The organism is Amycolatopsis sp. M39 (assembly GCF_001651785.1).
GTDB lineage: Bacteria > Actinomycetota > Actinomycetes > Mycobacteriales > Pseudonocardiaceae > Amycolatopsis > Amycolatopsis rubida.
Genome location: NZ_LWSF01000017.1, coordinates 83,397 through 106,196 on the forward strand (window position 1 = coordinate 83,397; position 22,800 = coordinate 106,196).

General features: G+C 69.4%; 20 protein-coding genes. 6 read left to right on the forward strand and 14 right to left on the reverse strand.

Annotated features, from left to right (window positions below):
- The first annotated feature begins 62 nt into the window (after nt 1–62).
- Nucleotides 63–710 (forward strand): rhomboid family intramembrane serine protease, encoded by a 648-nt coding sequence (locus tag A4R44_RS29695; protein WP_067588068.1) that lies wholly within the window; start codon nt 63–65, stop codon nt 708–710.
- Here the strand turns inward: A4R44_RS29695 and A4R44_RS29700 are convergent.
- Complete coding sequence (locus A4R44_RS29700) at nt 643–1,188, reverse strand: DinB family protein (RefSeq protein WP_067588070.1); 546 nt, start codon at nt 1,186–1,188, stop codon at nt 643–645. The two genes, A4R44_RS29695 and A4R44_RS29700, sit on opposite strands and share 68 nt — an antisense overlap.
- 116 nt (nt 1,189–1,304) lie before the next feature.
- Here A4R44_RS29700 and guaA point away from each other — a divergent pair, with 116 nt between their 5' ends.
- The gene (gene guaA / locus A4R44_RS29705) at nt 1,305–2,861 is read left to right on the forward strand and encodes a glutamine-hydrolyzing GMP synthase (protein ID WP_095213696.1); all 1,557 of its coding nucleotides are present in this window, start codon (nt 1,305–1,307) and stop codon (nt 2,859–2,861) included.
- Between the two features lie 45 nt (nt 2,862–2,906).
- Here the strand turns inward: guaA and A4R44_RS29710 are convergent, their stop codons facing one another.
- The 5 genes from A4R44_RS29710 to A4R44_RS52085 form a co-directional block, all read right to left on the reverse strand.
- A complete protein-coding gene (locus A4R44_RS29710; RefSeq protein WP_067588073.1) occupies nt 2,907–3,137 on the reverse strand; it encodes a hypothetical protein in 231 nt (76 codons plus the stop codon).
- The gene (locus A4R44_RS29715; RefSeq protein WP_067588075.1) at nt 3,130–4,419 is read right to left on the reverse strand and encodes a PspC domain-containing protein; all 1,290 of its coding nucleotides are present in this window, start codon (nt 4,417–4,419) and stop codon (nt 3,130–3,132) included. The genes A4R44_RS29710 and A4R44_RS29715 overlap by 8 nt, the downstream gene beginning before the upstream one ends.
- Nucleotides 4,420–5,545: 1,126 nt before the next feature.
- Nucleotides 5,546–6,100 (reverse strand): hypothetical protein, encoded by a 555-nt coding sequence (locus tag A4R44_RS48360; RefSeq protein WP_157905030.1) that lies wholly within the window; start codon nt 6,098–6,100, stop codon nt 5,546–5,548.
- The gene (locus A4R44_RS29725) at nt 6,097–6,597 is read right to left on the reverse strand and encodes a hypothetical protein (RefSeq protein WP_067588081.1); all 501 of its coding nucleotides are present in this window, start codon (nt 6,595–6,597) and stop codon (nt 6,097–6,099) included. Before A4R44_RS29725 ends, A4R44_RS48360 begins: the two co-directional genes overlap by 4 nt.
- A 37-nt stretch (nt 6,598–6,634) precedes the next feature.
- On the reverse strand, nt 6,635–8,089 hold the full coding sequence (locus A4R44_RS52085) for a hypothetical protein (RefSeq protein WP_067588083.1): 1,455 nt from the start codon (nt 8,087–8,089) through the stop codon (nt 6,635–6,637).
- Between the two features lie 253 nt (nt 8,090–8,342).
- On the opposite strand from A4R44_RS52085, the gene A4R44_RS29735 reads away from it, so the two are divergent.
- Together A4R44_RS29735 and A4R44_RS29740 are read left to right on the forward strand one after the other, a co-directional pair.
- Entirely contained in the window at nt 8,343–9,602 is a 1,260-nt protein-coding gene (locus A4R44_RS29735) for an ATP-binding protein (protein ID WP_232791841.1), read from the forward strand.
- Nucleotides 9,599–10,315 carry a response regulator transcription factor gene (locus A4R44_RS29740; RefSeq protein WP_093575930.1) on the forward strand — a complete coding sequence of 239 codons (717 nt, stop codon included), beginning with the start codon at nt 9,599–9,601 and terminating at the stop codon, nt 10,313–10,315. The genes A4R44_RS29735 and A4R44_RS29740 overlap by 4 nt, the downstream gene beginning before the upstream one ends.
- On the opposite strand, the gene A4R44_RS29745 is transcribed toward A4R44_RS29740, so the two are convergent.
- The gene (locus A4R44_RS29745; RefSeq protein ID WP_067588087.1) at nt 10,312–11,220 is read right to left on the reverse strand and encodes a DMT family transporter; all 909 of its coding nucleotides are present in this window, start codon (nt 11,218–11,220) and stop codon (nt 10,312–10,314) included. The genes A4R44_RS29740 and A4R44_RS29745 overlap by 4 nt on opposite strands.
- A 105-nt stretch (nt 11,221–11,325) precedes the next feature.
- On the opposite strand from A4R44_RS29745, the gene A4R44_RS29750 reads away from it, so the two are divergent.
- Nucleotides 11,326–12,228 (forward strand): LysR family transcriptional regulator, encoded by a 903-nt coding sequence (locus A4R44_RS29750; RefSeq protein ID WP_067588089.1) that lies wholly within the window; start codon nt 11,326–11,328, stop codon nt 12,226–12,228.
- Nucleotides 12,229–12,235: 7 nt separating this feature from the next.
- Here the strand turns inward: A4R44_RS29750 and A4R44_RS29755 are convergent, their stop codons facing one another.
- The 7 genes from A4R44_RS29755 to A4R44_RS29785 all read right to left on the reverse strand — a co-directional run bounded on the left by A4R44_RS29755 (nt 12,236) and on the right by A4R44_RS29785 (nt 19,694).
- A complete protein-coding gene (locus A4R44_RS29755) occupies nt 12,236–13,414 on the reverse strand; it encodes a serine/threonine-protein kinase (RefSeq protein WP_067588091.1) in 1,179 nt (392 codons plus the stop codon).
- 13 nt (nt 13,415–13,427) lie between these two features.
- Nucleotides 13,428–15,053 (reverse strand): serine/threonine-protein kinase, encoded by a 1,626-nt coding sequence (locus A4R44_RS29760; RefSeq protein WP_067588093.1) that lies wholly within the window; start codon nt 15,051–15,053, stop codon nt 13,428–13,430.
- A gap of 212 nt (nt 15,054–15,265) precedes the next feature.
- Nucleotides 15,266–16,165 (reverse strand): hypothetical protein, encoded by a 900-nt coding sequence (locus A4R44_RS29765; RefSeq protein WP_067588095.1) that lies wholly within the window; start codon nt 16,163–16,165, stop codon nt 15,266–15,268.
- 252 nt (nt 16,166–16,417) lie between these two features.
- The gene (locus A4R44_RS46345) at nt 16,418–18,088 is read right to left on the reverse strand and encodes a hypothetical protein (protein ID WP_232791836.1); all 1,671 of its coding nucleotides are present in this window, start codon (nt 18,086–18,088) and stop codon (nt 16,418–16,420) included.
- A 347-nt stretch (nt 18,089–18,435) separates the two neighbouring features.
- Nucleotides 18,436–18,741, reverse strand: a complete 306-nt coding sequence (locus A4R44_RS29775) for a hypothetical protein (protein WP_067588097.1) — start codon at nt 18,739–18,741, stop codon at nt 18,436–18,438.
- Nucleotides 18,742–18,798: 57 nt separating this feature from the next.
- Nucleotides 18,799–19,095 carry a chorismate mutase gene (locus A4R44_RS29780; protein WP_009072470.1) on the reverse strand — a complete coding sequence of 99 codons (297 nt, stop codon included), beginning with the start codon at nt 19,093–19,095 and terminating at the stop codon, nt 18,799–18,801.
- Between the two features lie 164 nt (nt 19,096–19,259).
- Nucleotides 19,260–19,694, reverse strand: coding sequence for a DUF1707 domain-containing protein (locus A4R44_RS29785; RefSeq protein ID WP_067588099.1), 435 nt, complete (start codon nt 19,692–19,694; stop codon nt 19,260–19,262).
- Between the two features lie 134 nt (nt 19,695–19,828).
- Between A4R44_RS29785 and pcrA the strand changes: the two genes are divergently transcribed.
- The gene (gene pcrA / locus A4R44_RS29790) at nt 19,829–22,243 is read left to right on the forward strand and encodes a DNA helicase PcrA (RefSeq protein WP_067588101.1); all 2,415 of its coding nucleotides are present in this window, start codon (nt 19,829–19,831) and stop codon (nt 22,241–22,243) included.
- The last annotated feature ends 557 nt before the right edge of the window (nt 22,244–22,800 follow it).

A 22,800-nucleotide genomic window follows, 5' to 3' on the forward strand; every position in this document is an offset into this window, starting at 1 on the left:
TCGTGGCTCCGGGATGACATTTGTCGGGGGTCTCCGGCCGGTGCCCGTCATATCGTCAGCTCATGACCAATTCGGTTGCCGCTCGCTGGTCCGACAGTCCGATCCGGGCCTACTTCGCACGCGTGGGAACACCGCGTCGTCCGGTGCTGACCGGCGCGGTGTTCGTCGTGACCGCAGTCGTGCTCGTTGCCCAGCTGGCGGATCCGTCGCTCTTCGACCGCTTCAAGCGCGACGCCACCGCGATCGACGCCGGCGAGTGGTGGCGGCTGCTGACCGGCATGTTCTTCCAAGACGGCAAGCTTTTCGGCGGGATTTTCAACCTGGTCGCCCTCGCCGTGGTGGGCACCTTCGCGGAATGGTGCCTCGGTCGGGTGTCCTGGTTCGTCCTGTACTTCGGCTGCGGGCTTTTCGGGCAGTTCCTCAGCTACGTCTGGCTGAGTCCGGTGGGGGCGGGCAACTCGATGTGCGTCGCCGGGCTGCTCGGCGCGCTCGCGGTCGTGGTGTGGCGGATGCGCGACGCCGAGCCGCCGCAAGGGTTGTTCCTCGCCGCGATGCTGATCATGCCGCTCGCCGTGCTCGACACGGTGGCGCACGACAACCACGGCATGCCCGCGCTGCTGGGGGTAGCGCTGGGACTGCTGATTACCGGTTTCGGTAAAGGTCGCGCAGCAGCAGGATCTCAGCGCAGTGATGGATCATCTCTCGGTTGATGTGCAGGACGAGCGCGGCCATCGACAGTTCCGCGTACGGACCTTCAGCGGGACCGCACGGGCGCGCCAACGCTTCGGCGTCGAGGCTGCGTACGCCGGCGATCCAGGTCGCGTACGCGTCGTCGAGCTGCTTCAGCGCTTCGTCGGCAGTGCCTGCGTACGGGAAGTCCTGATAGGACACCGGCGGCCCGCCGAAGTGCGACGCGGAGCGCATGCCCAGCACGCCCGGGATGATGTGGGCCAGCCGCCACGCGATCGTGGTCACCGGTGGCGGAGTCGGCTCCGGGAACGAGAAATCGACAGTGAACTCGCCGGTGCCCGGATCGTTCTCGCTGGTGCGGGGGCGCACCGTCCAGCAGTCCGCGACCGGCTGCCCGAAGTACTCGTCGTCGGTGAGCCCTTCCAGCCGCGAACGCACGTGGTGCTGCCAGTGCCAGTCGAGCTGCTCGGTCAGTTCGTTGGTCCAGTCGTTGGTCATGGAGGCACAGTAAGCCGGTCCGCGGACAGCGGCTGTCCTCATTCCGGGGGCATTGCCGACGTGACGGGGCCCACCTGGGACGATGGTGCAAAAGCGCTGATACCTGGAGGTCTTGGGTGGCCACTCCCACCGGTCCGGTACTCGTCATGGACTTCGGGGCGCAGTACGCGCAGCTGATCGCCCGTCGCGTGCGCGAGGCGCAGGTCTTCTCCGAGGTCGTGCCGTCCAGCGCGACCGTCGAGGAGCTGCTCGCCAAGAACCCGTCCGCGATCATCCTGTCCGGCGGCCCGTCGAGCGTGTACGCCGAGGGCGCGCCGGCGATGGACCCGAAGCTGGTCGAGGCCGGTGTGCCGATCCTCGGCATCTGCTACGGCCACCAGCTGCTCGCCCGCGCGCTCGGCGGCGTCGTCGAGCCGACCGGCGTGCGCGAGTTCGGCCGCACCGACGTGCGGATCGTCGGCGAGGGCGGGGTCCTGCACACCGGGCTGCCCGAGCACCAGACGGCGTGGATGAGCCACAACGACAGTGTCACCAAGGCTCCCGAGGGGTCGGTCGTCACGGCCAGCTCAGACGGCGCCGAGGTCGCCGGTTTCGAGGACGTCGAGCGGCGTTTCGCGGGCGTGCAGTACCACCCCGAGGTGGCGCACTCGCCGCACGGCCAGGAGGTGCTGCGCCGGTTCCTGTACGAGATCGCCGGCGTACGGCCTGGCTGGACCACTTCGTCCATTGTGGACGAGCAGGTCGCCGCGGTCGCCGCGCAGATCGGTGACGGCCGGGCGATCTGCGGCCTGTCCGGCGGCGTTGACTCCGCCGTCGCGGCCGCGCTCGTGCAGCGCGCCATCGGCGACCGGCTGACCTGCGTGTTCGTCGACCACGGCCTGCTGCGGGCGGGGGAGCGCACCCAGGTCGAGCGCGATTTCGTGGCCGCGACCGGGGTCAACCTGGTCACCGTCGACGCGCGCGAGCGGTTCCTCAACGCGCTGGCCGGCGTCACCGACCCGGAGCAGAAACGCAAGATCATCGGCCGCGAGTTCATCCGCGTGTTCGAGCAGGCCGAGCGCGACCTCAAGGCGCAGGGCGACTACCGGTTCCTCGTGCAGGGCACGCTGTACCCGGACGTCGTCGAGTCCGGCGGCGGCGAGGGCACCGCGAACATCAAGAGCCACCACAACGTCGGCGGCCTGCCCGACGACCTGCGGTTCGAGCTGGTCGAACCGCTGCGGCTGCTGTTCAAGGACGAGGTCCGCCGCGTCGGGCTCGAACTGGGACTGCCGGAGACGATCGTGCAGCGCCAGCCGTTCCCCGGGCCGGGCCTGGGCATCCGGATCATCGGCGAGGTGACCGCGGACCGGCTGGAGACCCTGCGCGAGGCCGACGCGATCGCCCGCGAGGAACTCACCGCGGCCGGGCTGGACCAGGAGATCTGGCAGTGCCCGGTGGTGCTGCTGGCGGACGTCCGCAGCGTCGGCGTCCAGGGCGACGGCCGGACCTATGGTCACCCGATCGTGCTGCGCCCGGTGTCGTCGGAGGACGCGATGACCGCCGACTGGACGCGGCTGCCGTACGAGGTGCTGGAGCGGATCTCGACCCGGATCACGAACGAGGTGTCCGAGGTCAACCGCGTGGTGCTGGACGTGACGAGCAAGCCGCCGGGCACCATCGAGTGGGAATGACGTGAAAAACGGGGCCCGGACATGTCCGGGCCCCGTTTTTGTGTCTCAGGGCCGTCGTTTGCGGAACGACGCGCCGAGCATCAGGATCCCGCAGAACACCGCGCCGCCCGCGATGATCCAGCGGAAGTCGAAGGTCGGCAGCCAGCTGGAGCCGTCGGTGAGGACGTAGCCGGACACCAGCAGCGTCGCGACCCCGACGACCAGCGTGATCCAGTCGACCCCGCGGCGGCGAGCCGGGGTTTCGGGCTCGTCGTAGGAGTAAGGGTTTTCAGCCACGGCGCACCTCCACCTGGCCCACGCCGTTGGTGACGTGGAGCGTGACCTTCTGTCCGCCGACGTTGTCGTCGCCGTTGTCGGTCCCGGTGATGGCAGGCTGGCCGACGCCGTTGGACGTGCGGTTCAGGCAGTCGACCTCCCCGGCGCTGTTCTCGCAGGTGAACGTCACGTCCGCGGTGCGCGGCACGATGACCTCGGTGTTCCCGGCGCCGTTGGAGACCGTCGTGGTGATCGGCTCGGTCGCGACCAGCTTGGTCAGGTCGATCTTCATGGTGCCCGCGGTGTGCCGGTACACCGGCTGCAGCTCGGCCACCGTACGCGGGGTGGCGGACAGGTCGCCGACGCCGCCGCGGACGTCGATGTTGTCGAACGTGCTGGTCGTGAGCACCATCCCGGCGACCGACAGCGGGATCGCGAGCCCGATCAGACCGCGTGCGCCGCGAGCGAACGCCCCGGCCACGAGCCCGACCCCCAGCACGGCGAGCGTCATGCCGATGATGTGCCGCAGCGAGAACCAGTCGAACCCGTTCAGCGCGAGCGCGACGCCGATGCCTGCCACGATCACCGCGACCCCGAACGTGGCCGCCCCGATCTTGGACCGGTGCCGACCGGGCTGAGGGGAGTCGTTGTAGTCGCCGCTCGGAGGCGGCGGGGGCACCGGCACCGCCGGGTCAGGCAGATCCCAGCCCGCCGGGTCGGCGGCCAGCGGATCCCAGCCCGGAGCCGCCGCCGCGGGAGTCGGGGTGTCGCTGTTCATCGTGAAAGCTCCGGTTCCGGAAGCGGTTCCGTCCGCCGCGAACGCGACGACCGGCGCCGGTCGGTTGTCCTGCCCGCGGGTGCGATGCAGGAGATAAAGGCACGTGGCGAGCAACGCGAACCCGATCAGGCCGCCGCCGTCGAACCAGCCGCCGCCGAACGTCCACCCGACAACCGGAATCACCGCGACGGTGAGCACGGCCGCGAAGGCCTTCGTCATGGTCGACTGCCCACGCCCGATCAACGCCTCGAAGCCGGAAACCTCGTCGCCCTCCCCGGGGAAGAACAACCACCCGAGCAGGTAAAGCACCAGCCCGAACCCCCCGAAAACGGTCGCCGCCGCCAGCGCGACCCGAATCACCACCGGATCGATCCCGTAGCGGTCCCCCAGCCCAGCCGCGACCCCCGCGACCTTCCGACCCGAGTGCGGCCGCCGAGGCCTGCTGGCCCAGAAGTCCTTGACGGTCTCCTCGAACCCGTTCAACGGGTTAGTCCGCGGAGGCCGCACGTCGTTCGCACCACTCATGCTTCACAGCATGGTCGATGGAGGGGGAGGGCACATCGGGGAAGGTCCCTGAGGTTATCCCCGAGATGGGGACGTTGCTGGGGGACGGGGACAGCGGCGCGTGATCGCGAAGGCTTGCGCCCAACCCAGATGAGCACCTGCCGCAGGGGCGGCGTTGCTCGGCGTACGGTCGGGCTGCTGTCAGCGAGGTATCAGCTCTTCGGGAGAAGCGGATCCAGCTTGAGTGCCAGGTTTCGGCGGCCTTGCCCGCTGCGTAGGTGTCGGTGCTCTTTGTGAAATCGATGAGTCCGCGGCTGTGGCTCCTCGATCAGGGGGCGGTCGTTGACGTCGCTGGCTTGGGCCTCGGTTGGGTCGGCCACGTTGTCTGTGTAGCCGCTGGTCGTCCTGCGGAGTGAGACCGACGACAGTGGCGTCCAGGCTGTCTCCTGGCTTCTGGGAAGTGAAGGAGCGCTTTGAGCCGGCAACCGAGGGAATCTCTTTCGGGTAGCCCTGGCCTTACGGAATCTGGTCCACCAGCACTGCTTCGTGCCGCGAAGCGATTCCCAGAGGAGGCGGGTGACGCGGCAGTTGAGGCAGCATGCGGTCAGAGTCGCCGCGGCTGCGCCGAGCGGATCAGGGCTTCGCGATCTGCTCATCAGATGGCCGGGATTCTCTAGCTTCGAGGAAGGAGCCTGCCTAACGCCGTCGCGACGTCTTCGGCCTTTTTGCAGGAGGCTGAGGTGTCGTCGCCGATCAGAAAGATCACCAAGCGCGAGCGTTAGGGCCGACCTCAATGCCTATCTGGCAACCGCCGGGGGAGCCCAGCAAGTCGCGTTGTTCGATCAGCTTTCGGCCGTCGATGTTCCCATTGTGTGCAGAATGGGGGTTCTGGATGTTGTCCGTGTCCTTCTGGCCGGGCCGCAGGAGATCCTTGCCCGGCTAGAATTCGATCGACCAACCGGCATTGGCCCAGCGAGGCGAACGGGTTGCCGGACCTGGAGGTCGGACTACTGATTGGCGCGGGCGTTGAGGCAGCTGGGGTTGCTGCGCCGTTTCCGCACGCTGCTGTGCCGACTACGGTCGGCGCGACACTGAGTGCCCCGGCTGCCCGTAGTTCGGTCGGCGGCTCCGGGCTCCCAGGCCGGGGTCAGCCCTTAGGGAGGAGCGGGTCCAGCTTGGTCGCCAGGTCCTCTGCGGTTTTGCAGGAGGCAGCGGTGTCATTGCCGCCGGTCACGGTGATGATCGCGCGGGAACTGGTCTGAACCGACATGGATATCGTGCACTGGCCTGCTGACCCCAGTTCGGCGGGATCTTCGACGAACTTCCGGCCGCCGAGACTGCCGCTGCGAGCTTGTGCGGTGTTCTTGATGTCGCTGTCGTAGCGCTGGTCCTCTTGCAGGAGAAGTCCGACGTTGGTCGCGTTCAAGCCGCCGCTAGACTTTTGAGTGACGCAGGCTTTTCGTTCTTGCGCGATAGAAGGTTTCGCTTTGGGATAGCCCGCGCCGCTCAGTATTTGATCAAGCAGAGCGCACTGATTCCGGGCAGCGAAGGGGTTTCCGGAGGAGGTGGGGGGAACCGCTCCAGTCGCGGAGGGTGTTCCGCTGGCCTGTGCTGCGCCGTTTACCGGGCTGTCGCACGCGGTAAGGGCCAGTGCGGCAGCGCCGGCCAGCAGGAGGGGCGTGCGGGTGCGGGATGTTTTCACTGATTGTCGAGTTTCTTGTTGAGCTCGGCGAAGGACACTGAATGTGCGCTTTCGGTCTCTCGGTAGTTTTTCCGTGCGATGACGAGCGCCTGTTGTGCGGCGTCAACCGCTTCCCGCATGAGGATGAGGTTGGGGAGCATTCCTTCATGGGTGTCGCTCGCTACTTTGACGTTAAAGTCGGCGACAGAACGAGCATATTCAAAGTTTCCCATGTCCGCAGCCCGGCCAAGGAAGGATGCTTGGCCCATGAAATCATTAAAACCTTTGAGGAAGAAGTCGCACGCCTTCATGTAGGCGTTGAACCCCTCCTCATTCACCGCGAACGACCCGTTCTGCGCCAACGTCTTCAGCGTGTTCCCGGCGGTCTTCATCTTCTGCGCGGCTTCATGGCTCCCCGGGCCCTCGGTCAATCCTGCCAGGAAGTCATTGCCCGCGGTGCCCGCAGCTGGAGAACTGCCGGTCGAAGGCTTCTGGTCGTCCCAGACGATTTCTGCCATCTGCTGCTCCTAGGGTCTGCTCGAAGGAAGGACGGAATCAGCCGCCGAGAACCGGGGGAGTGATCTTCTCCCCGTCCGGCCCTCGTTCCGGCCTGACCTCGAAGACCTCGTCCGGATCGATCTGTGTCGGGATCTTGTTCTTGTGTTCCTTGTCCTCTTCCTTCTTCTTCCCGGCGCCCGCCGCACCAGCGCCGGCCCCCGCGGCTCCGGGCTTTCCGCCCTTCCCCGCGTTCGCCGCGGCGGTAGCGCCGCGCTCAAGCCGTTCCGCCGCACCCTTGCCGCCGGACTCGCCCGGCTTGCCGGAACCACCCGAACCAGTCCCGCCAGTCACCCGGCCGCCGGCACCACCTCGGCCGGCACCGCCGCCCGATCGGCTTCGAGGGGTGTCTTCGCCGGAGTTCCCGACCCCGCCTCCGCCCAAAGCGAGTCCTTCCGGAGAGAGGCGGCCGCCGATGTTCGGCGTGGCCCGGAGGTTGTTCCCGCCGCCTGACACCGCGGGGTTGCTGAGCGGCCCAGTGCCGGTGTTGATGCCCGGCCCGGGGGTGTAAGGAACGCTCGGAGAATTGCCGCCTCCAGGTGGGAAGGAGTTGGCCGGCGGACCGCCAAGCGGCGGATTCGTGCCGGTGAACCCAGTCGCGGGCCCGCCGGTAACCGGGCCTCCAGACCCCCCAGGCCCGACATACGGTCCGCTGGAGGCCCCGCCAGGCACAGTCACCGGCGCGGCGCTGCTCGCCTGCGTGCTGTCGTTGTTCATCTGCGGCGGCGGCGAATAAACCGGCTGCGTCGTCGACGTCTCGTGATACGTCGAGTCCAGCCCGTGCATCACCTGGACCGCCTGCTGGTGCGCGGCGTCGGCCTGCTGCTGCTTGACCGACACGTCGTTCAGCGCGATCACGCCCTGCAGCGGGTTGCCGTTCTGGAACTGCTCGGTCGCCTTGGCCATTTCGGCCTTCTGGTCGAAACCGGTCGGCTCCGGCATGTTCTTGTGCGCGTAATCGGCCGCCGCGGACTGCTGGGAGTAGCGGTTCGACACCAGCTGCATCGCGCTGCCGGTTTTTTCCGTGTGCTCGGCCGTGCTCTGGAAGAACGAATGCGCTTGCGTCGCGGCCGTGCCCTGCCACTCCGCGCCCGCGGTGCTGGCCGCGTCGCGGAACTGGTTGGACGCGTCCGCGAGCCAGTTGCCGTAGGTGTTCGTCACGCGGCTGCGTTCGTTGATGCTTTCGAAGTTCAAGCCCTCGTTGACCATTTTGTGCAGGTCTTCATGGCTGTACGACGCGTAATTCGCGTCCGGCGCGGGCGCGTCCCCGCGGGTTTGCTGGCCCTGAAGCAACTGCTGACCTTGCTGAACCGAGTACTGCGAGGCGTCCCGCTCAGTCACGCTGCGCGTCTCCGGCGAGTCCACGCCCACGGAGAAGATCTGGTTCACGTTCTGCGTCCGGGCGTAGTAATCGCCTGCGGACTCGACGTGCTCCGCGCGATGTTGCTCGGTCATCCGGCCTCCCCGCCCCGTTTACGCACTGTGATCACTCGCCCCCTGCATCGTACCGAGTCCCGGCGGGCGGCAGGGAGGTTCGCGGAATTTCTCCACGGCGGCCGTCTGGGGGAATGGATCAGGGCCTTCCCCGATGTCCGTGCCGCTTCCGCGTGTGACGATGGACCCCGTGCAGGACTTTCTCGACATCAGTGCCCCAGGGCGGGTTTCCTCGGCCGAAGAGGAGCCCTCGGCACTCGTGTCCGCCCAGGCGATGGAGGTCGCCGAACCCGAATCGCGGCCCAAGATGTACCGGCGGCGTTCCGGGCGGGCCGTCGCGGGCGTCGCGAGCGGGCTCGCCGATCACCTCGGGGTGCCGGTCGTCTGGGTCCGTGTCGTGTTCGCGTTGCTGGCCGCGCTCAACGGGGCCGGCCTGCTCGCCTACGGCCTGCTCTGGGTGTTCGTCCCGCAAAGTTCCGAGGAAAGCGAGACCGCGCCCAAGGCCCGCGACCGGCAGCAGGCGTATGGGCTGATCGCGCTCGGCATCGGGCTCGCGATCGCCAGCAGCACGCTCACCGGCGCCATCCGCGGCTGGGTCGCGGTGCCGCTCGCGCTCGCCGCGCTCGGTGCGGCGGTCGTCTGGCGGGAGGCCGACGAATCGCAGCGGCGGCGCTGGCGCGTCGGGGCCCGCGACGGACTGGTCGGCGAGGGCGGCAGGCTCGCGGCGATCGTCCGGATCCTCGCCGGGGTCGCGCTGGTGGCCACCGGCATCGGCTTCGTCGTGTTCGCCAGCGGCGACTTCGACCAGGTCAAATTCGCTTTGATCGCGGTGCTCGCGACGCTGATCGGCGTCGCCGTGCTCACCGTCCCGTTCTGGCTGCGGCTGGTCCGTGATCTCGGCGAGGAACGCCAGGCCCGCATCCGCACCGACGAACGCGCCGAAATCGCCGCGCACCTGCACGACTCCGTTCTGCAGACGCTCGCGCTGATCCAGCGCCAGGCAGACCAGCCTGCCGAGGTCGCGCGCCTCGCTCGCGGGCAGGAACGCGAGTTGCGCGGCTGGCTGTACGGCCCCGGCGGCTACGGCAAACCCAGCGACAAGCGGACCAAAGAAGAGGAAGAGGGCGCCCGCCAGCAGCTGTCCGAGGCGCTCGCCGCGGCGTGCGGCGAGGTCGAGGACCAGTTCGCGATCTCGGTCGGCCAGGTCGTGGTCGGCGACGCCGAGCTGAACCCGCCGCTCACCGCGCTGGTGCAGGCGGCCCGCGAGGCGATCGTCAACGCGGCGAAGCACGCCGGCGTCGCCGAGGTCAGCGTGTTCGCCGAGGTCGAACCCACCGAGGTCACCGTGTTCGTGCGCGACCGCGGCAAGGGCTTCGACCCGGACGTCGTGCCCGCCGACCGGCACGGTCTCGCCGACTCGATCCGCGGCCGGATGGAACGCCACGGCGGCACCTGCAAGCTGCGCACCGCGCCCGGCGAAGGCACCGAAGTCCAGCTCGCCATGCCGGTGAAGGCGGGCAAAGGGGTGGCATGACCTCGCTATGCTCGGGGGCAGGCGAAGCGAGGGAGTGGGCAGTCGTGACGGAAAGCCAGCGGGAACCGGTCAAGGTCTTCCTCGTGGACGACCACGCGTTGTTCCGTGCGGGAGTGCGCACGGAACTCGATTCGATCACCGACGAGGTGCAGGTCGTCGGCGAGGCCGGGTCGGTCGCGGAAGCGGTCGCCGGCATCGCGCGCACGAGTCCGCAGGTCGTGCTGCTCGACGTCCACATGCCCGACGGCGGCGGTGCTGAGGTGCTCCGCCGCGTGCGCCCGGAGCTGCCGGACGTCGTATTCCTCGCGCTGTCGGTGTCCGACGCCGCCGAGGACGTCATCGCGGTGATCCGCGCCGGCGCGCGCGGATACGTCACCAAGACGATCTCGTCGAAGGAACTCGTCCGCGCGGTGGTCCGGGTGGCCGACGGCGACGCGGTGTTTTCCCCGCGCCTTGCTGGCTTCGTCCTCGACGCCTTCGCCGACCGTCCCGGCTCCGCGCCGATCAACGACCCCGAGCTGGACCTGCTCACCCCGCGCGAGCGCGACGTCCTGCGCCTGCTCGCCCGCGGTTACGCGTACAAGGAAATCGCGTCCGAGCTGTTCATCTCGGTGAAGACGGTCGAGACGCACGTGTCGAGCGTCCTGCGCAAGACCCAGTTGTCGAACCGCTACGAGCTCTCCCGCTGGGCCTCGGACCGCCGCCTCGTCTAAGCCGGAGTCAGTTCCTCTTCCGGAGCCACCGCCGGTTTGCGCTGCAATCGCGTCAGCGCGACGCCGAGCAGCACCACGACCATGCCCGCGATCACGCGCAGATTCAGCTGCTCGTGCAGGAAGACCGCGCCCAGCAACACCGACACCACCGGCAGCAGATAGCCGACCACCGACGCGGCCACCGCGCCTTCGCTCGCCAGCAACTGGTAGTTGAGCGCGAACGCGATCCCGGTCGAACCGAGGCCGAGGATCACCACCGCGATCAGCGCGACCGGGCTCAGGTGCACCGGCGTCAGCCCGCCGAACGGCATGGCCAGCACCAGAAAACCCGTGGCCAGCAGCATTTGCCCGCCCGCGATCGCGTAGGGCGAGGAGCCGGTGTTCGACAGGTACCGTCCTTCGTAGACGAACGCGAATCCGTAGCTCGCCGCGGCGGCGAGGCAGGCCAGCGCGCCCCAGCTGAGCAGCCCGGAGGCCTGCCACGGCGCGAAGATCAGCAGGATCCCGCCGAGCCCGATCACCAGACCGGCGATCCGCGGCGCGTTCATCCGGTTCGACACCCCGAGGAACGGGGCCGCCACGAGCACCCAGAGCGGGGTGGTCGAGTTCAGTACCCCGGTGATGCCGGAGTCCACAGTGGTCTCGCCGACCGCGAAAAGCAGGAATGGCAACGCATTGTGGAAGAACGCCGCGACCAGCAGATGCCCCCAGGTGCTCCGCTGCGCGGGCAGGCTCCGGCGGCCGACCAGGCACAGCGCCAGCAGCACCGCGGTGCCGAGCACGAGCCGCGCGAGCACCAGTTGCACCGGCGAAAACGCTTCCAGCCCCAGCTTGATCCAGAAAAAACTCGATCCCCACATCAACGCGAGCGCCGCGATCCTCAGCAGCGTCTTCGTCTCGCCCACCCCAGGTTCCTCCTTCGCCTCGCTAGCCAGCTTCGCCGCGGCAAGGTGTAAGGACAAGCGAAAATAACTGGAGGGACCGTTAAGCAAATCTGTAGGATCGAAGCCATGCTCGATGTACGGCGCATGCAGGTGCTGCGCGCAGTGATCACGAGCGGTTCGATCACTGCCGCGGCGAGGAATCTCGGCTACACGCCGTCGGCGATCAGCCAGCAGCTGGCGGTGCTCGAACGCGAAGCGGGCACGCCGTTGCTGGAACGCGTCGGCCGCGGCGTCCAGCCGACCCCGGCCGGGACGCTGCTGTCCGAACACGCCGAGACGCTCAGCGCGGAGCTGGCCCGAGCCGAGGCCGCGCTCACTGAGCTGAAGGAAGGCCGCACCGGCAAGCTCGCGATCCGCTACTTCGCCACGGCGGGCGCGACGATGGTGCCGTATGCGGTGGCCGCGCTGCGCCGCGAGCACCCTGGCGTGTGGCTCGATCTCAAGCTCATCGACCCGGGCGACCCGCTCACCGAGGTCGAGGAAGGCCGCGCTGACCTGGCGATCATCGTGTATCCGCGGTCGTCGGAGCCGGGCCGGGGCATCGAGCTGATGCCGCTGCTGGACGACCCGTATCGCGCGGTGCTGCCGCGTGCGCACCGGCTGGCTCGCAAACGCGTTCTCGACCTGACCGACCTCGCCGAGGAACCATGGGTCGGCGTCGACCCGATCCCCGGTGCCTGCCGGGCGATTCTGGAAGGCGCCTGCGCGTCGGCCGGGTTCCACCCGAACGTCGTGGTCGAGTCCGAGGACTATCCGTCGGCGCAAGGGTTCATCGCCGCCGGGCTCGGCGTCGGGCTGGTGCCGGAGCTGGGGCTCGGCACGCCGCATCCGGGCGTGGTGGTGCGCCGGGTCCGCAATCCGCAGCCGAGCAGGCATATTCACGCCGCGGTGGCCGCACGAGTCGCGGACAGCCCGGCCGTGCGGACGTTCCTCGAAGCCATGCAGGAGGCGACCGAGAACGTCGCCTGACGCCGGCTCAGACGAACAGCAGCTGCGAAACGCCGATCCCGATCAGGATCGCGCACAGGATCGCCGCGACGGTGAGGATGATCCGCCGCCGCGCCGCCGCCTTCTCCCGAACAGCCTGCGCGGACGCGGCCTGCTGCGCCGGCGCGGGCGTGTACCGGGCGGTCGGCTGCTGCATCGCTTGCTGCCGCATCGGCTGCGCCGGAGCGGGCGCTTGCGGCACCTGCTGGACCGGAAGCTGCATCAGCGGAGCCGGTTGCTGAGCCTGCTGCGGCTGTTGTGGCTGCTGCGGCTGTTGTGGCTGCTGCGGCTGTTGTGGCGGCAGGATCTGCTGGGTCGGTTCCGGGACATCGGGCTGCTGCACGGGCAGCGGCCGCGACGCGGGAAGGGTCGGCAACGCGGGCGCGGTCGGCGGGATGAACGCGGTCTGCTCGCGTCCGACAGTGATCGCCTTCAACGCGTGCACGGTGTCGTCCATGGTCGGCCGGGCAGCGGGATCGGCGCGCAGCATCTTCTGCAACGCCCCGGCGAGCGGGCCCGCGTTCTCCGGCGGCCGCTCCGGGGACTGGCCGTCGTCGCCGAACGGCGGCACGCCCTCAACCGCCGTGTACAGCGTCGCGCCCAGCGAGAACACGTCCGCAGCTGCGGACGGAGGCGCGCCGCGGGTGACCTCAGGTGCCCGGTAAGCGGCGTGCGGACCGCCGCCGGTGATGCCGATGTCGGTCAGCTTGACGCTGCCGTCGTCCGCGAGCAGCACAGTGTTCGGTTCGAGCGTGCGGTGGACGATGCCCGCCGAGTGAATCGACGCCATCGCGTCGCCGAGCTGGATGCCCAGGAACGCGGCCTGCTCCGGAGTGAGCCGGCCGTGCTCGGCGAGGAACACCGACATCCCGCGCGATGGGATGTATTCCATCACCAGCCATACGTCCTGGCCGTCGGGCAGTACGTCGTACACCGTGATCGCGCACGGATGATCGATCCGGGCCGCGGCCTTGCCCTCTTCCATCGCCATCGCGCGCGCCTGTTCGGCACGGTCCGCCGGCAGGCCGACGGGCAGGTACATGCGTTTGACGGCGACGGTCCGGAACAGCCGCGTGTCGAACGCGAGCCACACGATGCCCGCGCGGCCGCGCCCGATCGGCTGGTCGAGCCGGTACCGCTCCCCGACGATGCTGCCTTCTGAACTCAATGCTGTCCCTGGATCATCCGGTCGGCGACGGCGGACCGCTGGTTTCACTCGGCGTCGTCGTCGGTTCCTTGGTGCGCGTCGGCTTCGTCGGCTTGGTGTTCTGCGGCTGGGATTGTTCCTGCGTCGGAGTGTCCTCCGCCGTAGTAGACCGCCGCGAGTGCCGCGTCGACTGGGTCTCGCGGGTCGCGCTTTCCCGGAAAGACGTAGGCGGGGACGTAGTGGTTGCTTCCGAAGGCGGCGGTGTGACGGACGTCGGTGCGACCGCTGAAGACGAAGCGGGCGGCGCCGGCTGGGAAGCGTCCGGCGGATTGCCCGGAGTCAGCAGCCACACGCCGAGCGCGACCAGGCCGACGACCACGACGCCGCCGATGATCGCGGGCTTCTTCCACGCACCGGGCTTCTCGCCCTCGTCGTCCTCGGGCGCTGTCTGCACGCGGGTCCGCGACGCGGGCTCCTCGTCGTACGGGTCGTCCTCGTAGTGGTCTGGCACCGGGACCGCGCGCGTCGCGGCGAGGCCGTTGCGACTCGGGTCGCCGTAGAGCGGCGGCTCCTGGTGGTAGTCGTCGTAGTCGTTCTCCGGGTAGCCGGAGCCCGGCGGATACGGGGCTTCGTCGTAGTACTGCTGCGCGCTCGGGTCGTACTGCTGGGTGACGCCCGGGTTGTCGAGCAGCGTGCCGGAGTGGCTGGCTTGCTCGTCGTCTGGATGCAGCAGACCAGCGGCGGCCGCGCCGCCCGCCGCACCGAGCGCGGCCGCGCCGAGGGTGCCCGAAGAGGAGGCCATCAGCGTCTCGTCGGCCGGACCGCCGAGCGGGGTCTCGCCGCGCGCGACCGCGGCCAGCAGCTCCTCGCATTCGTCGGCGGTGGGCCGGTGCTGGGTCTCCGGGTGCAGCAGCACCGCGAGCACGCTCGCCAGCGGGCCGGACTGCCGCGGCGGATTGATCTGCCCCGCGGCGACCGCGTGCAGCAGGCTCAGCGTGTTCTCGGACAGGCCGAACGGCGGCTGCCCTTCGCAGGCGGCGTACAGCGTGGAGCCGAGCGAGAAGACGTCCGACTCGGGGCCGGGGTCGCCGCCGATCGCGACCTCGGGGGCCAGATAGGCGGGGGTGCCCGCGATCATCCCGGTCTTGGTGACCGTGACGTCGTCCTTGGCCCGCGAGATGCCGAAGTCGGTGATCTTCACCGTGCCGTTGCCCGCGAGCAGGATGTTGCCCGGCTTGATGTCGCGGTGCACGATGCCGACCGCGTGCGCCTCGCGCAGGGCGGCGGCGATCTGCGCGCCGATCCGGGCGACCTCCAGCGGCGGCAGGGTGCCTTTTTCCTGCAGCACCTGCGCCAGGCTGGTGGAAGCCAGGTATTCCATGATCAGGCAGGGCTGGCTGTTGTCGTCGGTGACGACGTCGAACACGGTGATCGCGTTCGGGTGGTGCAGCCGGGCGGCGATCCGGCCCTCGCGCATGGTGCGCTGCCGGGCGTCTTCCGCCTCGTGGTTCTCCAGCCCGGGCTGGAGAAGCAGTTGCTTGATGGCGACCGTACGGCCCAGCACATCGTCGTGGGCGCGCCAGACGGCCCCCATCGCGCCGGAACCGATTTTCCCGACGATCCGGTACCGGCCGGCGACCAGACGACCCTCGTCGCTCACGCGACCTCCCTTTGGGGCTCCGACTTCCCGGGGCGGGACTCTTCTACCCCGAAGGGGTGAGTTCGAACCCGCCGCGGCACCGGAGCGTAGGCACCTGCTGTGGACCGTGTGCCGGTTTTGCCGAGACCGACCCGTGACAAGGCTAGGCGCTCACTCTGCGCACACGCACGCGGCACACTTCGGCCAGCCCAGCATAACCACGTTCGCGCAGGTCAGGAGTAGACCGCGGACAGGACACGAGCCTGGGAGATCACATCCTGCTCGACGACGTCGAACAACTGGGTCACGCGCAAGAGAGTTCCGTCGGCCTGGCGGACCAGCGCCACGGCGAAGACCGAACCGTCGTCCTGGACGTGCAGTTCCTGGACGTCGATCGAGTCGGCCCCGCTCCACGCGCGGACCAGATCGCCCGTTTCGCCGCGCGCGACGTTCGGGGTGAGCAGCGAAAGCGCGTTCTCCGGGTGGTGGTCGATGGAGGTGTAGAACTTGCGCACCGCTTCGAGCTTCACCGGATCCGGCGCGGCCGCCGACGAGGTGGCGGACTTCTTCCGCGATTCCGCCGAGGCCGGGGTGCTTGAGGAGGCCGACGACGAAGTGCCGGAAGTGGTTTCCGGAGTCGTGGCTCCCGAGTTCGAGGGCGTCGTGGCCGCGGAGTCGGTGTGCTTGGACTGCGTCGTGCTTTCGCTCTGCCCCGACGTCGTGCCGCCGGACGAGTGGACCTTGCGCTGCTGTGGCACGGCCTGGCCGCCGAGCGCTGCCGCGCCGCTGAACCCGGCGGGCATCGCGGCTCCTCCGGCGGCCGGAACGGCGGGCCGCGGGCCGCCGCTGAGCAGCGAGGCGGTGACGACGGCACCGGCGACGAGCGCGCCCGCTCCGACGAGCCCGGCCAGCTTCGCGCGCCGGGCGAGCTTGCTTTCGGGCTCTTCGACGGGGTCCTCGGCCCGGACGACCGGACGGCGAGTGCGCGGCGGCAGGTACTTCTGCGGTTCGCGGAACACCTGCTCAAGATATTCGCGGTCGGCCTCGGCCACGTCCTCGAGCAGTTCCGGCGGGATCACGTCCTCGACGCGCACGGCGTCGGGTTCTCGCCGGGTTCGCTGCCGTTCAAGCACGAAAGTCCTCGCTCTGGGGGTTCGGGGCGGGACACGACACGGTGGCGGTGTCCCCGGGGCGGTCCGGGGCGATTCGTGGTCGGCCCGGACCTCGTAGTCGCCAGGTAACCCTGTGCCGACCGGCGGCCGCCAGACTCCGTCGCCGGAATGCCGCCGTCGTACGACGAACGGCAGCTTATGTCACCCAACCGGACGAGGGAACAACCGCTCACCGCACCGCACGTGCATCGGCATTTGCAGACAGTGTGCTGGTCAGCGCCCGTCGTCGGTGATCTTGCCGTTGTCGTCGAACGTGAGCGTCTGCTGCTCGGTGCTCTTGCTGCCGTCCTGGTGCGTGACCTCGACCGTGTTCACCGTGGTGCCGTGCTCCGGGTCGATGGTGACCTTCTTGACCTCGAAATACGCGACGTCGGCGTAGCGCTTGCGCAGCCCCTGCGGGCCCTCCTGCTTGAGGTCTCCGGACGTGACCGACGAGGCCGCCGACGGGTCGGTGGTGACGTTGTTGAGGAACTTCTCCGAGTTGTCGCCCATCGTGCCCGCGTTGTTGGTGGTGAAGTACGGCGGCGGCTTCGTTTCCCGCTGAGCGGGAGTGACCGGCGGCTTCTCCGGCGCCTCGCTGGAGGAGGGCGAGTCCGTCGTCGTCGGCGCGGAGGTCCTGCCGCCGGTGCCGGGGCCTGCCGACGTGGTCACGTCGGCCGAACTGCTGCTCGCGGAACTGCTCGGACCGCCGCCCTGCTGCGGATGCGTGCCGTTGTCCGAGGTGACGCCGTCGGGGCTGGTGCTGGAGTCGCGGTGCGGGACGTTGCCGCCGATCCCGCCGTGCTGTTCGTTCGGGATGAGCGCGCTGAGGTTCGGGTTGCCGCCGTTCTGCCTGCCTGGCCAGCCGCCGCCGACCGCGTCGGTCGTCGTGGTGGCGGGCCCGCCGACCAGGAACGTCCCGGCGAACAGCAGCCCGACGACCACCGCGCCGGACGCGCCGGTGGCGAACCACGCGGCCTTGCGCCAGGTCTTCGGCGGGGTGACCGACGCGGGCACCGAGCCGAGATCGAACGTGCCGAGGCCGTCCAGCAGCGGCGCGGAGTACACGCGCACCTCGTCGTCCTGCTGCTCTTGTTTCTCCTGCGGCGAGACGGCCGGTTCGCCGAGCGTGACGCGCTGGCGCCGGGGCGGTTCCTCCGCGACCGGGTTCAGCTCGACGCGTTCGCGAGGGCTCTCGGGCCGGTTGGCCAGCGCGGCGGAGGTGGTGGTGACGCGTTCCTGCCGGGTGCGCCGGGTCGGCTGGGGGAGCGCGTTTTCCGGCGGGGCGAAGGCGCGGTGCTCCTCGGGGATCCGGTCCTGCGGAGGAGCGAAGGCGGTGCGGGATTCAGGCTGGCGGGCCGGCGGGGCGGCCTGCTGGCCATGGGGGGCGACTGGCTGGGCGGGGGCCGCGGCCTGGCGGCCGCGAGGTTCGGCTGGCTGTCCGGGGAAAGCTGCGGTCTGGCGGGGTTCGGCCAGCCGGTCCGGGGCGGAGGACTGGCGGCGCGGGGGTTCGACGGGGGCGCGGCGGCCGCGGGGATCGCTCGTCGCCCGGCGGCGCCGCGGCTGCGGCAACGGCGGTTCCGCGAGCGGCAACGTGCCGCTCGCGGTGGGGAAAACCGGCTGATTAGGGGCCGGGCGGTTCCCGTCGTCGGGCACCCGGTTCGCGCGCGGAGCGGGTGCGCCGCGCAGCTGCGGGTTCTCGCTGCCCCGCTGCGTCGGAGCGCCGTTGCCGGCCGGTGCGCCTCCGGTGCGGTGCCGGTGATGTCCGGCGGCGCGGGGCGGCACCACCGGGGTCCAGGTGCCGTCGGCGCGGACGCGGTGCCGCCCGGGAACGGTGACCTCGGCGTCCGGCACCGCGCCGGGACGGTCCGCGTGCCGCCGACCGCCCATCGTGTTTCCCGTCATGCCGGTCCGACCCCTCCGCGAGGGGGGCGTGACGGCGCCGGGGCGGTCGTCAACCCGAACGGAGCAGGCGAGCGGAGGACGGAGCTTGCGTCCACACTTGCGAACTCCCGCGCAAATGCACGCGCACGCGGAGAACGGCGCGCGGAGCCGCAGCTCCCGCGCGTCCTCCGGGCATTGCCCAGCACAGACGCCAGGGTCCTCACGGACTTCACAGTAGGAAACCGGCAGGCGAATGTCTTCACCCATCCTGCAACTTGCACCGGTTTCACTCGACCGGGCGCGCCCGAACGGGCGGCACGTCACGCAGCGCAGCGTACCGCCCGGTGTTTGCCCAGTTCGGGGGCTCGTCAGCCGCCGCTGCGGTACTTCGCCTGCGTCGACTGGAGGGCCTTCATCGACGTCGCGCCACTACCGACTGCGATGACGATGGCGAGGATGTCCAGCACGACGTTGCCGGAAGTGAGCAGCCAGGCGAACAGCGACGCCGCGGTGGCACCGCCGGCCAGTGCCCAGCGGCTGCGCACGTACTGCGCGACCGGGGCCCCGCCCGCCCGCTTGCCCGCCGCGTTGTTCAGCAGCGCCAGGTAGCCGACGTGGCCGAGGGACGCCAGCACGCTCGCGATCGCGATGATGACGGCGATGAGGTTAATCATGTGTCCAGTCTGCCCGGTTTCCTTGTCGCGCGAATCGGGGATGCCCCGGATACCGCGTCAGCGGCCCAGCCTGCCGCGGCCGAGGTTCAGCAGCAGCATCGCCAGCTGCCTGCCCTCCGGGCCCAGTTCGCGGTAGCGCGCCAGCACGTCCATCTCGCGGTTGTAGACGATTTTCGTGCCGCCCGCGGCCATCCGGGCCGCGCCGATGGTCTTCGACACCTCGACCCGGCGCTTCACGAGCCGGAGGATTTCGGAATCGAGCCAGTCGATCTCCTCGCGAAGCGACGAGATGTCCTCGCCCGCCGGGGTGTGCTCGGCGGGCTGTCCGTCGGCGTTCTGTGTCTGCGCGTTCATCGGGACCTCTCTGAAGTCCGGACTCCCTGTGGCCCAGGGACGGCGAAAGCCCCGGGTCCAGTGGACTCCGGGGCTGCGGGTGATGGCGGGTGGGGCACTACGCGATCACGGGAGCCGGAGTCCGGGTCCCGTAAAAAAATCGCTCGCTGCTGTGCCGCACGGATTCAGTATGGCACAGGCGCGCCCGGCCGACGGCGGAACGCCCGCACCCGCGCGTGCAGCACCAGGCTGATGAACAGCCAGAACAACGGCATCGCCGGCCAGAAGAACAGCGCGCCGCCGATCGCCCAGCGGACGATCAGGAAGGTCGCGAGCACCGCGACGATGCCGAGGTGAATACGCAGCGCGGGATGTTCGCGCAAGGCGGCCCGGGTCAGCGGCCAGCCGCCGCCGCGCGGCCGTACCGGCTCCGGGCGGGGAAGGTCGGAGGTGAGTTCGCCGAGTTCGTCGGTGTAGCGGACGGCGTAGACCGCGCGCAGCCGCTCTTCCACCTCTTCGAGCGTGAGCCGTCCTTCGGAACCGGCGGCCTGGATGGTCTCGGCGACGCGTTCGCGGTCGCCGTCGGAAGCCCTCAGCCGGGCGGGAATCTTGTCGTCCATGCCATTCGATGCTCCGCGCCGCGGCGGCTTCGCGCGTCGGACGCGAGGCGACACTGCGGCGTACGTCCGGAAGCGCAGGCCGACCCCGTGGCTGTTCCGGGACTGTCGTACCCCCGGGGTAGCGTTGACAGACGATGGACACCCTCTTCGATCTCCCCGCAGACCCGCCCGCCCGCGCTGCCCGGCCGGGAACCGCAGACCTGCTCGAGGACCTCAACCCCGCCCAGCGCGAGGCGGTGACGCACGCCGGAGGTCCGCTGCTGGTCGTCGCGGGAGCCGGATCGGGCAAGACGCGCGTGCTCACGCGCCGGATCGCCTACCTGCTCGGGCAGCGCGGCGTGCATCCGGGCGAGATCATGGCGATCACGTTCACCAACAAGGCCGCCGCCGAGATGCGCGAACGCGTCGCGGCGCTCGTCGGCAAACGCGCGAACGCGATGTGGGTGTCCACGTTCCACTCGATGTGCGTGCGAATCCTCCGCCGTGAGGCGAAAACGCTCGGCATGTCGTCGAGTTTCTCCATCTACGACTCGGACGACTCGAAGCGGCTCATCACGCTCGTGGCGCGCGATCTCGACATCGACCCGAAGAAGTACGCCGCGCGCACGCTCGCGGTGCACATCTCGAACCTGAAGAACGAACTGGTCGATCCGGACGAGGCGGTGTCGAGGGCGGCCAACGACCTGGAACGCCGGGTCGCCGAGGTCTACGCCGAGTACCAGCGCAGGCTGGCGAGCGCGAACGCGTTCGACTTCGACGACCTGATCATGCGGACAGTGTCGTTGCTGCAAGCGTTCCCGGACGTCGCGGAGTACTACCGGCGGCGCTTCCGGCACGTCCTGGTCGACGAGTACCAGGACACCAACCACGCGCAGTACACCCTAGTGCGCGTGCTGGCCGGCACCGAAGCGACGGACACCGGGATCGAGCCGGCCGAACTGTGCGTGGTCGGCGACGCGGACCAGTCCATCTACGCCTTCCGCGGTGCGACCATCCGCAACATCGAGGAATTCGAACGCGACTTCCCGAACGCGCACACTATTCTGCTGGAGCAGAACTACCGCTCCACGCAAACGATCCTGTCCGCGGCCAACGCGGTGATCGCCCGCAACCCCAACCGGCGAGCCAAGCGGCTGTGGACCGATTCGGGCGACGGCGAGAAGATCGTCGGCTACGTCTCGGACAACGACCACGACGAGGCCGCGTTCGTCGCCGGGGAGATCGACTCGCTGGCGGAGAAGGGCGAGGCGGACTACTCGGACGTCGCGGTGTTCTATCGCACCAACAACCAGTCGCGAGTGTTCGAGGAAATCTTCATCCGGCTCGGCCTGCCGTACAAGGTCGTCGGCGGCGTGCGGTTCTACGAGCGGCGCGAAGTGCGGGACATGATCGCGTACCTGCGCGTGCTCGCGAACCCCGACGACACGGTCAGCCTGCGGCGGATTCTCAACGTCCCCAAGCGCGGTATCGGCGACCGGGCCGAGGCGGTCGTGGCCACGCACGCGGAACGGGAACGGATCTCTTTCTGGGCCGCACTGCGCGACGCGGTCGACGGCAAGGTGGCGCTGCTGAACCCGCGCTCGGCCAAGGCGATCACCGGCTTCGTGACGCTGCTGGACGAACTGCAGGAGATGGCGTCGTCCGGCACCGAGGTCCACGACCTGCTCGAAGCGGTCCTGGAGCGCACCGGCTACCGCGCGGAACTTGAGGAATCGGACGACCCACAGGACGCGTCGCGCGTCGAAAACCTCACCGAACTGGTGACGGTGGCGCGCGAATTCGCCGAGTTCACCGCCGAGGTCACCAACGACGAGAACGCGGAACTGGTCCTGGACGACGGCGTCCCCGCCCCCGGCTCGCTGCCCGCTTTCCTGGAACGGGTTTCCCTGGTCGCGGACGCCGACTCGATCCCCTCCTCCGACGGCGGCGAAGAAGGCGACGGAGGCGCGGGCGTGGTCACCCTGATGACCGTGCACACCGCCAAGGGCCTGGAATACCCGGTCGTCTTCTGCACCGGCTGGGAAGACGGCGTCTTCCCGCATATGCGCGCCCTGGGCGATCCGGCTGAACTGGCCGAAGAACGCCGCTTGGCCTACGTGGCGATTACCCGTGCGCGGCAACGACTTTACGTGTCACGGGCGCTCACCCGGTCGGCGTGGGGACAGCCGCAGATGAACCCCGCTTCCCGCTTCCTGGACGAACTGCCGCCGGATCTCGTCGACTGGCGCCGCCTGGAACCGTCCTCGCCGGGCTTCGGCAACTTCGGCTCCTCGTCCGGTTCCTCGTCGGGCCCGCGAGCCGCGACCACGTGGGGCCGCCGGTCCTCGTCGTCGGCAACGTCTTCGAGTTCGCCGTTCGGCAAGGCGTGGAAGGACACGGTGGCCCTGAAGCTGGACGTCGGAGACCGGGTGAGCCACGACAAGTACGGCCTGGGCACCGTCATTTCCTGCGACGGCATCGGCCCGCGCGCGACGGCGACGATCGACTTCGGAGCTTCGGGGAAGGTCCGGCTGATGCTGATCGGCAGCGTGCCGATGGTCAAACTCTGACGTCTGCTGCGGTTTCGGCTGCGCCTGCGGCGGCTGCTGCTGGCGCGGCTTTGAGTTTGATCCGCAGTCCCCGGCGATGGCAGGGCAAAGCTGTAGGCGTATCCGGCCGGGCAAGCCGTGTTCTCATCCAGCCCTGCCGCGGGCTGCTGGGCTGCTCTCGCCTGGTGCCTTCTCCTGCGCCCATGCCGGACAACTTTCGCCGGACTGAGTGAACTTCCCCGTGAACCCGCTGATCTTGTCGGTCCCCTCCGGCATACTGAAAATCATCGAACACAAGTTCGATGAATTGCGGTAGGCTGAGGGAAGGGACGCAGGGGATGGACGCGGTGCTGTTTGGGGTGTTCGCCGCTGGGGTACAGGAGTACTTGAGGAGAGTCGCGGGGACGGTTGCTGTGGGGACGGCGACCCGGCCAGCTCGGGACGTGCCAGGGGATGTGGCACGGCTGGCCGCGGCGTGGCGCGCGCTGCTGAGGCAGCACGCATTGGGGCCGGACGGCAGGTGTGTCGTCTGTGGAGGAGCGTCGCGCGTCGACGAGGGAGTCNGATGCCGTGGCGAA

Excerpts from the sequence above, each read along its gene's own strand:
- A4R44_RS29695 (WP_067588068.1), top strand. The coding sequence starts at position 63 with ATGACCAATTCGGTTGCCGCTCGCTGGTCCGACAGTCCGATCCGGGCC.
- A4R44_RS29700 (WP_067588070.1), bottom strand. The coding sequence starts at position 1,188 with ATGACCAACGACTGGACCAACGAACTGACCGAGCAGCTCGACTGGCAC.
- A4R44_RS29715 (WP_067588075.1), bottom strand. The coding sequence starts at position 4,419 with ATGAGTGGTGCGAACGACGTGCGGCCTCCGCGGACTAACCCGTTGAAC.
- A4R44_RS29725 (WP_067588081.1), bottom strand. The coding sequence starts at position 6,597 with ATGGCAGAAATCGTCTGGGACGACCAGAAGCCTTCGACCGGCAGTTCT.
- A4R44_RS52085 (WP_067588083.1), bottom strand. The coding sequence starts at position 8,089 with ATGACCGAGCAACATCGCGCGGAGCACGTCGAGTCCGCAGGCGATTAC.
- A4R44_RS29735 (WP_232791841.1), top strand. The coding sequence starts at position 8,343 with ATGGAGGTCGCCGAACCCGAATCGCGGCCCAAGATGTACCGGCGGCGT.
- A4R44_RS29740 (WP_093575930.1), top strand. The coding sequence starts at position 9,599 with ATGACCTCGCTATGCTCGGGGGCAGGCGAAGCGAGGGAGTGGGCAGTC.
- A4R44_RS29750 (WP_067588089.1), top strand. The coding sequence starts at position 11,326 with ATGCTCGATGTACGGCGCATGCAGGTGCTGCGCGCAGTGATCACGAGC.
- A4R44_RS46345 (WP_232791836.1), bottom strand. The coding sequence starts at position 18,088 with ATGACGGGAAACACGATGGGCGGTCGGCGGCACGCGGACCGTCCCGGC.
- A4R44_RS29775 (WP_067588097.1), bottom strand. The coding sequence starts at position 18,741 with ATGATTAACCTCATCGCCGTCATCATCGCGATCGCGAGCGTGCTGGCG.
- A4R44_RS29780 (WP_009072470.1), bottom strand. The coding sequence starts at position 19,095 with ATGAACGCGCAGACACAGAACGCCGACGGACAGCCCGCCGAGCACACC.
- A4R44_RS29785 (WP_067588099.1), bottom strand. The coding sequence starts at position 19,694 with ATGGACGACAAGATTCCCGCCCGGCTGAGGGCTTCCGACGGCGACCGC.
- pcrA (WP_067588101.1), top strand. The coding sequence starts at position 19,829 with ATGGACACCCTCTTCGATCTCCCCGCAGACCCGCCCGCCCGCGCTGCC.